This window comes from Streptococcus cristatus (assembly GCF_003943505.1).
Taxonomy (GTDB): Bacteria; Bacillota; Bacilli; order Lactobacillales; family Streptococcaceae; genus Streptococcus; species Streptococcus cristatus_E.
The window spans coordinates 75,802-86,968 of record NZ_RJPS01000006.1 but is presented as its reverse complement, the minus strand read 5'-3'; the positions used below and the strand labels follow the sequence as shown (position 1 = coordinate 86,968).

The window sequence follows — 11,167 nt, the reverse complement described above, 5'->3', positions numbered from 1 at the left end:
CCCAGTCAACCACTGTGTCTTGCTCGACAATCCAAAGACAATTGAGAGGCTAGGACTTTTGTCCCAGCCTCAATCATCTATTTCCAATTCATATAGGCCTCGTAGCGCGTTGCAGGCGTAGATTTTTTCTGCTGATTGTAAGTCGTCTAGGCTGAGAATCTTTTCTGTGGCCTGACCTGTTGTCAAGAGATGCTGGCGGTAGATGCCATTCAAAAGGCCTAGCTCGACTGGTGGCGTGTAGAGGTGACCATCCAGCTGGAGAACTAGGTTGCCGATGGAGCTTTCTAGTAGCTGCCCTTGGGCATTGTAGTAGATTTGCTCTTGCTGGCCTAGGTCCAAATGTGGCCGATAGCTGGTTTTAAAGTAGGTAAAAGGTCGTTGCAAGTTGGCATTTTGTGGAACGAGAATAGCCTTGCAGAAAGCTTCTGGGAGTGCTTGCAGCTTTTCTAGCTGGCAGGTCACTTTTCCAGATTTGGCGATGGAAATCCGCAGGCGGTAGTCCGTACTTGGATCCAGTTTTGCTAGACTTTGGTTCAATTCTGCCTTCAGTTTTTCCTCATCAAATGGATAAGCAAAGTAACGGGCAGATTCTCGTAGACGCTTCAGATGTTGGGCTTGGAAGGTCAGGCGACCTTGCTCAATCTTCCCTGTCGTAATCAGGTCAAACTGCGGATTTTTCCGATAAAGAACAGCGGATTTTTGCTGGGTTTCGATATACTCGGATTCCCATGTGCTATCCCAAGTGATGCCACCGCCAACACCATAGATAGCCTTGCCAGCTTCTAGCTGAATGGTGCGGATGGCCACATTGAAAATCCGTCTCTGGTCTGGCAAACAGATACCAACTGTACCGCAGTAGACACCGCGGGCGGCTTTTTCTGTCGCCTTGATGATAGCCATGGTCGAAATCTTTGGAGCGCCTGTGATAGAGCCGCACGGAAAGAGAGCATCAAAAATTTCTCCTAGGCCAATCTCAGGTCGCAGCTGGCTTTTGATGGTAGAGGTCATTTGCCAGACTGTAGAGTACTGCTCGACCTGACACAGTTGCTCGACTCGCTCGCTGCCAATCTCTGAAATGCGGTTCATGTCGTTGCGTAGCAGATCAACGATCATCATATTTTCCGCTCGATTTTTAGGATCCTGACGCAGCCAGTCCGCCTGCTCCAAGTCTGCAGTGACTGTCAGACCGCGATTGGTAGTGCCTTTCATCGGCCGTGTTGTCAGCTCACCCCGGTGCTCCTCGAAAAAGAGCTCAGGACTGATGGATAAGATTGCCTGATTATCGTGCTCTATATAGGCATTATAGGCTGCGTTTTGCTCAACGACCAGACGATTGTAAATAGCCCAGCTGTCCTGCGGATTAAGCTCTGCGCCCAGCTGCACCGTGTAGTTGACCTGATAAGTATCGCCTTGACGGATATGATGGTGAATGGTTCCGATGGCCTTTTCATACTCTTGCTCAGTCGTCAGGCTCTGCCATTGCGCCGGCATTTCGACCTCGTCGTAAGCCAAAGGGAATGGGACTGCATCAGCTCTGTCATGAATGGTAAAGTAAATCAGGTACTCGCCCAGCAGAGGGGCTTTGTGGACCTGGAGTTTTTCCTCAAAAGCAGGAGCGGCTTCGTAGCTGACATAGCCAACTGCATAAAATCCCTTTTTCTGCCAGTCTTCGACCTCTTGCAGAATCTCTCTGACTTCGGCCAACTCGCGTGTTTTGAGCTCTTTGACGGGCTGGCTGAAAATCAAGCGCCGACCCAGTTCTTTAAAATCAATAATCGTTTTCTTGTGCATGAGTTTATTGTATCATAAGATAATTTGAATGAAAACGGATTTATCGGATGAGACACTCATTCTTTTACAATAGTTGACAGATTAGAGAGTGGCTCGGTATACTATTTTAAAAAAGAAAGAGTGAGATGCTTATGAAATCAAACAAATTGCTGTGGATAAATGGAATTGTTGGCATTTTAGGAGGCCTTCAGATCATTTACGCTTCTTTAAATAGATGGCACTGGGAAATTATTTATTCGGTTCCCACACTAGTTGAAAACGCTGGCTGGGGCGATATGATTACATTGACCAGCTGGCTGCTTTTGGGACTTTCTATAGTCGGAATGTATCACTATAGCAACGACCCAAGAGTCAATAAGACGAGTCATGAGCTTCTATTCTGCGCCTCTGTCATGGGATTTATTCCTTTTCTAGCTATATTTGCAGGCCTTCTATCCATAGGAGCTGGGGTTCTCTATCTTCAAGATTTTTAAAAATTTAAGAGTGATGGCAAAGTTGACTGACCCATGTTTCCTCCTGCTCGAAAGGCCTTGAAAATTATGATAAAATAAGGAAATGACAAAACTGTAAAGGAAGCTTTATGAAAAAAATAAATGAATCCTATAAACTCATCGTCTTTGCGGCGCTTGCTCTGGCTCTGGTTCTCTATATTGGGAACATCTGGTCTGGTCTGCAGAGTCTGACTTCGGTTTTTTCGCCTATTATACTGGGTGGAGTCCTAGCCTTTATCTTTAATGTTCCGATGAAAAAGCTAGAAGACTTCTTGGACAAATGCCGAGTCCCTCAGAAGTTGCAGCGCGGTTTGGCCTTGGCTTTAGAGGTGCTGATTTTAGCTCTCATTATGACGGGGATTGTCTCTATCGTCGTGCCAACTCTGACCACAGCGGTCAATCAGCTGAGTGAAACAATCGGCAAGGTAGCACCTCAGGTAGCTAAGTGGCTGCAGCAGTCTGGCTTGCTTTCCTCTAGCCAGCTGAAAGATTTGACCAAGCAACTGCAAAACAGCGATATTGTCAACCGAGCCATCTCTCTTCTGGGCAGTCTGACAGGCAATATCTCTGCTATTTTTGGTAATTTCTTCTCTGTCATCATGTCTATCTTTCTTATGTTTGCCTTCTTGAGCAGCAAGGAGCATTTGCAGACAATTACTAGCCGTCTCTTACAGGTTCTGCTTCCTGAGAAGGCTGTGAAGCGCCTATCCTATGTCGGTTCTGTCATTGTTGAGACCTATGATAAGTTCCTGATGGGGCAGATGATTGAGGCCGTCATTGTCGGTGTCTTGGTCTTTATCGCCTACTCTTTGACAGGTCTGCCTTATGCAGCCCTGACAGGGGTTTTGGCTGGAGTGCTCTCTTTCATTCCCTACATAGGGCCTTTCTCTGCTTGTGCTTTGGGTGCTATCTTTATCTTCACCGACAGCCCTTGGAAAGCCCTTCTTTCTATCGCAGTCTTTCAGATTGTGCAGCTGATTGAGGGCAATATCATCTATCCGCGCGTGGTCGGCCAGTCCGTTGGTCTCCCAACTCTCTTTACCCTTGCCGCAGCCCTGATTGGGGGTAATCTCTTTGGCTTGGTAGGCATGATTTTCTTCACGCCTATCTTTGCAGTTATCTACCGCTTGGTCAGAGAGTTTGTTGTGGAGAAGGAGGAGAGGAATGAAAGTGGAGAAGTTGCCTAATTATTTAGACGATAAATGTGCAAAATAGGAGCTTAATTATGAAATGGAGTAAAACAAAGAGTCTTATTACACTGCTAGTATTAGCAGGTTTATCTTTGGTATCTTGGACTTTCTACCTCTACTGCAATAAACAATATTACGGACAATTCCATAAGTATACGGGTAAAGCAAAGATTGATGATTATGAAATGATTGCGGATGGTGCAGGTGTCATTGTCCATTGGGTTTCAACAACCCCAGAAGAAGACAAAAAAATGGAAGAGTTTGGGAGTTACGGATTTGTACAAAATACTCGTGTAGGTTCTCGATATATATTGCGTCAGAATATGAAATTAAAAGATACTCCTTATTATTTACAGGAGCGGCCAATTGATGGAGCTTACTGGACTTTGAGTATTTACCAAGTTAAGGGCATGAAGCTTGAGGAGGAGACGGAGTTGGATCTTTACAAGGTGGTAGAAGATTACAATGTGGATTATATACCAGCAGAGCTAGGGGATATTTATACTTGGAAAGGACAAGAGTATTTAAAGATTCAGATACGGGATTTAAAGAATTATCAAAATACTAAACCACTTTTTCTTAATTTGCGCAATAAGAAGATTGAAGAAAATGAAATTCTAGCTCATGACTTTAACAGAAAGTTGGGAGTAACAATATCAACATCTTGGGATGATAAAGCTAATGGTATTAAAACTGTTTCTGTTGGCGAGGAGTTCTCAATAGATAAAGCTTTTTTGGAACAGACTCAGTTTGAGAAGAGTTCAAAGCCCCATAAGCTCTTAGAAAAAGGAAATACGATTGTATTTATTTTAAATTCTAAAAATAGCGCAGTGCAATTTGAGCGTGAGGCCACCGTCTATAGCTTATTTATGCCGGCCACAGTGAATGTATATGAAGCTGTAACCATTCCCTCAGAACTTTCTATTGACAGTCAAAAACATATCGTCAACTCCAAAGAAGAGTTTGACAGATACTATGATATTGAAAAGGCTAGAAAGCTGTATCATGAAATAGAATAAGTAAGACAAGATATTATGGGAACCAACGAGATTTTATTCTCGTTGGTTTTTCTTTTTACAAGGTCATAATTTCTACCTATAGCAAACAATAATTTTGTTCAATAGCAGTTGAAAAATAAGGTTTTCTGACCTAGAAGATGACGAGGTATAGTTTTAAACTATATCAAAGTCTGGGAAATTCCAATTATACAGAGGGCGAATTTTCTGTTAAGATAGTTTCAACAACAATTTTTGGAGGACGTTTATGTCAACGACTATCATTGGTTTCCCTCGTTTGGGTGAATTCCGCGAATTAAAATTTACAACTGAAAAATACTTTAGAAATGAAATCTCAGCAGACGAACTTTTGGCAGCAGCGAAAGACTTGCGTGCGAAACACTGGAACATTGTCAAAGAAAAAGGCATCACTGAAATCCCATCAAATGACTTCTCTCACTATGACAACTTCCTAGATGCAGCCTTCCTCTTCAACGTGGTGCCTGCTTCAGTTCAAAACTTGGACTTGACTGACCTTGAGCGCTACTTTGCTTTAGCGCGTGGTTACCAAGGAGAAAAAGGGGATGTGCGTGCCCTTCCGATGAAGAAATGGTTCAACACCAACTACCACTACATCGTTCCTAAATTTGAAAAAGACACTCAAGTCAAACTTGCAGGTCACAAGATCTTTGATGAGTTCCAAGAAGCAAAAGAACTTGGATTGAACACTCGTCCTGTTCTTGTAGGTCCATTCACCTTCCTTCAATTGTCAGACTTTGAAGAAGGCGTGAAAGCAGAAGACTTCGTAGACAGCTTTGTAGCTGCTTACCAAGAAGTTTTTGCTAAATTAGCTGAACTTGGTGCGACTCGCATCCAACTCGACGAAGCTGCTCTTGTTAAAGACTTGACAGCTGAAGAAAAAGCTCTCTTCTTGAACATTTACAATAAGCTTTTGGCTGATAAAAAAGGCCTTGAAGTCTTGCTTCAAACTTACTTTGGTGATGTTCGTGACGTTTACACTGACCTTGTGAACTTGCCAGTAGATGCGATTGGTTTGGACTTCGTTGAAGGTAAGAAAACTCTTGAACTCGTTAAAGGTGGTTTCCCAGCTGACAAGACTCTTTATGCAGGTATTGTCAATGGTAAGAATATCTGGCGTAACAACTACGAAAAGAGCTTGGCTGTTCTTGAGCAAGTCCCAGCTGAAAACATCGTATTGACAAGCTCATGCTCACTTCTTCATGTGCCATTTACAACTGCTAATGAAGAATTTGAACCAGCAATCTTGAACCACTTTGCCTTTGCAGTTGAAAAATTGGAAGAACTTCGTGATTTGGATGCTATCCGCAATGGTCAAGGTGCAGAAGCACTTGCAGCTAATAAAGAACTCTTTGCGACTGAACGTGTTGGTGAAAATGCAGAACTTCGTGCACGCATCGCTGGATTGACAGACGCAGACTACACTCGTTTGCCAGCTTTTGCTGAACGTGAAGCCATCCAAGAAGATGCCTTCAAACTTCCAGCTCTTCCAACAACAACGATCGGTTCATTCCCTCAAACTAAGGAAGTCCGTGCCAAACGCTTGGCCTTCCGTAAGGGTGAGTTATCAGCAGAAGACTATGACAAGTTCTTGGCAGAGCAAATCGACGAATGGATTAAATGGCAAGAAGAAGTTGGATTTGACGTGCTGGTGCACGGTGAGTTCGAGCGTAATGACATGGTTGAGTACTTCGGTCAAAACTTGTCAGGTTACCTCTTCTCTAAAAACGGTTGGGTACAATCATACGGTATGCGTGGGGTGAAACCACCAATCATCTGGGGTGATGTGACTCGTCTCAACCCAATCACTGTGAAATGGTCTAGCTACGCACAAAGCCGTACTGACAAACCTGTTAAAGGGATGTTGACTGGACCTGTTACCATTCTTAACTGGTCATTCCCACGTGAAGACATCTCTATCAAGGATTCTACTCTTCAAATCGCTCTTGCGATCAAGGATGAAGTTCTTGACCTTGAAGCTGCTGGCGTGAAGATCATCCAAATCGACGAGGCCGCTCTCCGTGAGAAATTGCCACTTCGTCGTAGCGACTGGTATGAAGACTACCTTGACTGGGCTATTCCTGCCTTCCGCTTGGTACACTCTACAGTTGCGCCAGATACGCAAATCCACACTCACATGTGTTACTCAGAATTTACCGATATCATCCCAGCTATCGACAACATGGATGCGGACGTGATTTCCTTTGAAGCCAGCCGTTCAAACCTTGAAATCTTGGACGAACTCAAAGCGAAAAACTTCCAAACAGAAGTGGGACCTGGGGTTTACGATATCCACTCTCCTCGTGTGCCAAATGAAGGCGAAATCGACCACACGATCGATGCTATTCTTGCCAAAGTTCCAAGCAAGAAAGTTTGGATCAACCCTGACTGTGGTTTGAAAACACGTGGTATTCCAGAAACAAAAGAAAGCTTGATCCGCCTTGTAGAAGCGGCCAAAGCAGCTAGACAAAAACTGAATTAATATTATTTCTACATTTAAACTCAGCTCTGATAAACCTGCAACAAAGCTGTTTGCAGGTTTGTTATAGGATGCTAGTTAGTAGATTGAAAGGAATTTTATCTCTATGGTGAATCGCCAAACTCCTAGTCTCTCATTTGAAGTATTTCCTCCTAATCCGGCAGTAGGCAATGATAAGATTTTTCAGGCGTTGAGGGAGATGCAAGATCTGGCTCCCCACTTTATCAGTGTGACTGCCAGCAATAATAAATTTGATATTGAGGAGACAACGGTTCGTTTGGCTGAGTTCATCTCCAATGACCTTGAGATTCCGACGATTGCCCATTTGCCAGCTGTTTATCTAACCCAGGAAATGGTATCCAATATCTTGCAGGCTTTGGATCGTGTTGGGGTCAATCAGATTTTGGCTTTGCGAGGCGATATTTTTCCAGATGTGGCTCCTAAGGATGATTTTAAATATGCGACTGATTTGATTGAGTATATCAAGACAGAAGCACCACATTTTGACATCATCGGTGCTTGCTATCCAGAGGGTCACCCAGACTCACCAAACCAGATCTCAGATATTCAGAATCTCAAGAAGAAAGTGGATGCAGGCTGCTCTAGTCTTGTCACTCAGCTCTTCTTTGACAATGAACGCTTCTATGATTTCCAAGATAAGTGTACCTTGGCTGGGATCGATGTTCCGATTCATGCAGGGATCATGCCTATTCTTAACCGAAACCAAGCGCTTCGCCTTTTGAAAACGTGTGAGAATATTCATCTTCCGCGCAAATTCAAGGCTATTCTGGATAAGTATGAACATGATCCAGAATCCCTGCGGACAGCTGGTTTAGCCTATGCGGTGGATCAAATTGTCGATTTGGTGACCCATGATGTAGCAGGGATCCATCTCTATACGATGAATAACGCGGCAACAGCTTACCATATCTATAAGGCGACCCATGCGCTTTTTAACCATACCCCATCCGTTCAATCTTTTTAAGATGAATGAAGAGACCGCTAATCAGATTCATTTGCTGTTTAGTGGTTTTTGTTTATAGATTTTGATCATTTAGAAGCTGATAAATGATAGAGTCGTTTTTTCTTGCTTGCTAAAATGTCTTATTTTGTTTATATTAGTTTTATAAGCTTTCTTGGAGGCGTTTACATGACCGAAGATCGTTTGAAGTTAAAATTGCTGGGAAGCCCGAGTGTCTTTCTCAATCAAGAGGAGGTCTTTTTTCCTTTTGCCAAAATCAATGCTCTGCTCTATTATCTCCATATCAATGGAGCAGTCAATCGGGAGGAGATTGCGGGGATCCTCTGGGAAAATAAGGACAATCAGACCGCCAAAAAGAATCTGCGGAATACCATTTATCAGGCTAACAAGCTATTGGGGGGAGAATGGATTATTGCTCCTAACCGGACTGTGCTGTCGCTTAATCCCGAGTGTGCGATTGAAAGTGATGTAGAAATTTTCACGGACCATCCAGCGGAGCGTCTGTCGCTCTATCAGGGTGATTTTCTGCAGGGCTTCTATCTCAAGGACAGTGAAGCCTTTGACTATTGGGGGTCCAAAATGCGGACGCGATATGAGCAGCTCTATATCCAGGCTTGCTACCAAAAGTTGGAAAAAGATCCGTCGAATTTGGAGGAATCAGAGCGAAATCTGCATCGTATGATCAGCATCGATGAGTTTGATGAAAAGAATTATCATTTGCTGATGAAGCTCTATCAGGAGAATGATCGACCTGGTAAGGTAATTGAGACTTATTATAAATTGGTCAATCTCTTGGACAAGGAATTGGGGATTAGTCCGAATGAAGCAATCCAACAGCTGTACCATGAAGTGATGGCCAAGGATCGCAGTGAGCGTAAAATCAAGCAATTTTTACGTAATACAGCCCACTTCTTTGGCCGAGTGGATGAAATCAAGCATTTGGAATCTTATTTTTCTAAGATTTTAGAGAGGCAAGAACCTCGTGCGCTGCTCTTAGTCGGTGGTACTGGTATCGGTAAACGGACAGTGACTCGACAGGTACTGGCTAATCAGACTAAGTATTTCCAGATTGTTATGGCAGAGTGCTTCAAGGAAGAAATGACGGTCGGATTGCAGCCTTGGCGTAGTCTGCTAGATGGCTTGGGTGACCTAGTTATTCAGCATCAGATCCTTTCGACTAGCCAGTGGCAGGTTATTTTGGATAGTTATTTTCCGATGATGGCAGGTGAAGCTTCGGATTTTGAGCTGAATACGGATCGTCTGGCTCGGTTTGTGCTGGATATTTTGCAAAAGATTTCTAAGAAAAAGGCCCTGGTGATCTTAGTTGAGGACTGTCACTGGATGGATGAGGCTAGTGTGGCTGTTTTAGAGCAGGTTATGAACCATTTGAGGGATTATCCAGTAGCCTTTGTGTTGACCAAGCATCTGAGTACGCCACCCTATCTTGGCCGCTTTTTCAATCACTTGTTGCTTCGTAGCCAGTTAGACTGCATTGAGTTGCAGCCACTGGATTTTAAAGCAAGTGTGGCTTATTTACAGGCCCAGACTGGACAGTTGGCCATATCTGAAGAACGGCTTGAGGCTATTTATCGGGTCAGTCAGGGCATTCCTTTCTTTCTGTCGGAGTATGCGGAACAGCTTCTTCGGGGTGAGAAATTCCAACCATTGACCTCAGCTATTAAAGCAAAGCTATCTCTGAAATTAGGCTATTTGAGCAGCCAGGAGGAGGAATTGGTTGACTATCTGGCTTGCTTTAGTTCCCCTGCTTCGGTAGCATTCTTAGCTAAGTTACTAGGCCTATCTGTGGAAGAAGTGGTCGAAATTGCTGAAGGATTTGGGCAAAAACAGCTTTTAATAGAAGAGGAGCAGGAGGAATTGGTTTTACGGTTCAGCCAGGAGCTTTTGCGGATTTATGCTTATGAGCGCTTGCCGCTTGCCAAGAAGCGGATGCTGCATCACCAGATTGCCCAAGGCATGGAAGACCAGCTGGGAGACTCTCTCTATCATGCTCGGTTGCTCAATGAAATCGCCTATCACTACAAGCTGTCCAAGCAGCCGATTAAGTCTCTGGAGTATGAGTTGCATTATCTCGAGGCTACCTTGCAGTTTCATCATGAGCTCTTTCCGATTTATTCGCGGGAGTTTGGCTTTATCGAAAAGACGGATGATAGCAATCAATCAGCGGTTTTGGACCAATTTGATCGTATCCGTCGGGAAATAGAAGGATTAGAGAGAAAACACCAGAATCACAAAGATTTTCAGCTATTGGTTCTCCGCTTTCTCTATCTGGAAGGGCGCTATGCTATCCGGACGGGGAATTACCAGCAGGGAATGGACAACATCCAGCAGGTGATTGCTTCTGCTAAAGAGCTGCAGCAGATGGAGTTTCTCCTAGAAGGCTATCGGCAGATGATTTACTATTGCATCCAGACGGAGAATATTCCTGAGATGCGCTACTATACGGAGTTAGCCCTGGATGCTTCAGTTCAGGCCAATAATCACGAAGCTATTGCAATGAATCTTCGACTCAAGGGACTTTATCATCTCATGATTGGAGATGAGGAGCAATCACTCCGCCATCTTTACCAGTCTATCGATTGCTTTAGTTTGACGGCTTCGTTGCGCTCAAAGTATTCGATTCAGATTGCGGCGGCTCTAGATTATCTGGCAGAGATTGAGCAGATTCGTGGGAATTTCACGACAGCGCTGGCTCATCAGAAAGAGGCGATTGAGTTGACGGAAAATAAAACAGCAGAGCCTTCGATTTTTGCTTTCTACATAGGCTTGGGACTGACTTATTATCAGCTGAAAGATTATGAGCAGGCGGAGCGAATCTTGCTGAAAGCGAAAGCAGCCTTGAAGTCGCTCAGCTTTCCTTGGAAGGAGACCCAGCTGGAAGTTTATTTGGCTTTGATTGGCTGCGAGAAGGGAGATTATCAGCCGGTGCTTGATCTGCTGCGGAAAAAGGATAGTCTCATTAGTCGCTATGGCAATCCGCGAGACAAGGGCTTGATCTACTATCTGATGGCTGTGATCAAGTATCGCCAGCTGGCTGGCAGCTTGCAAGAAGCTGGTTTTGAAAATTTACTAGATCAGGACTTTGAAACTTATTATGAAACAGCCAAAAGTCAGCTCAATCCCTACCGGGATCGTCATCAACTAAAGGAATTAGAAAACTTACGCCAAGGGCTATCTTAGGC

7 protein-coding genes are annotated in these 11,167 nt (G+C 44.0%); 6 read left to right on the top strand and 1 reads right to left on the bottom strand.

All coding sequences use genetic code 11. The features are described from left to right. Positions 1–69: 69 nt before the first annotated feature. Positions 70–1,791, bottom strand: a complete 1,722-nt coding sequence (gene pabB, locus D8792_RS06690) for an aminodeoxychorismate synthase component I (protein ID WP_125373411.1) — start codon at positions 1,789–1,791, stop codon at positions 70–72. A gap of 131 nt (positions 1,792–1,922) precedes the next feature. On the opposite strand from pabB, the gene D8792_RS06685 reads away from it, so the two are divergent. The 6 genes from D8792_RS06685 to D8792_RS06660 all read left to right on the top strand — a co-directional run bounded on the left by D8792_RS06685 (position 1,923) and on the right by D8792_RS06660 (position 11,165). Next, entirely contained in the window at positions 1,923–2,264 is a 342-nt protein-coding gene (locus tag D8792_RS06685; protein WP_185758417.1) for an insulin activator factor, read from the top strand. Positions 2,265–2,371: 107 nt separating this feature from the next. After that, positions 2,372–3,469, top strand: coding sequence for an AI-2E family transporter (locus D8792_RS06680; RefSeq protein ID WP_125373409.1), 1,098 nt, complete (start codon positions 2,372–2,374; stop codon positions 3,467–3,469). Positions 3,470–3,507: 38 nt separating this feature from the next. Further along, positions 3,508–4,491, top strand: a complete 984-nt coding sequence (locus D8792_RS06675) for a hypothetical protein (RefSeq protein ID WP_125373408.1) — start codon at positions 3,508–3,510, stop codon at positions 4,489–4,491. A 244-nt stretch (positions 4,492–4,735) separates the two neighbouring features. Then, positions 4,736–6,988: a 5-methyltetrahydropteroyltriglutamate--homocysteine S-methyltransferase gene (gene metE / locus D8792_RS06670; protein WP_125373407.1), complete on the top strand. Its 2,253-nt coding sequence runs from the start codon at positions 4,736–4,738 to the stop codon at positions 6,986–6,988. Between the two features lie 103 nt (positions 6,989–7,091). Continuing rightward, entirely contained in the window at positions 7,092–7,970 is an 879-nt protein-coding gene (gene metF, locus D8792_RS06665) for a methylenetetrahydrofolate reductase [NAD(P)H] (protein WP_125373406.1), read from the top strand. A gap of 165 nt (positions 7,971–8,135) precedes the next feature. Then, positions 8,136–11,165 carry an ATP-binding protein gene (locus D8792_RS06660; protein ID WP_125373405.1) on the top strand — a complete coding sequence of 1,010 codons (3,030 nt, stop codon included), beginning with the start codon at positions 8,136–8,138 and terminating at the stop codon, positions 11,163–11,165. Positions 11,166–11,167 lie beyond the last annotated feature (2 nt).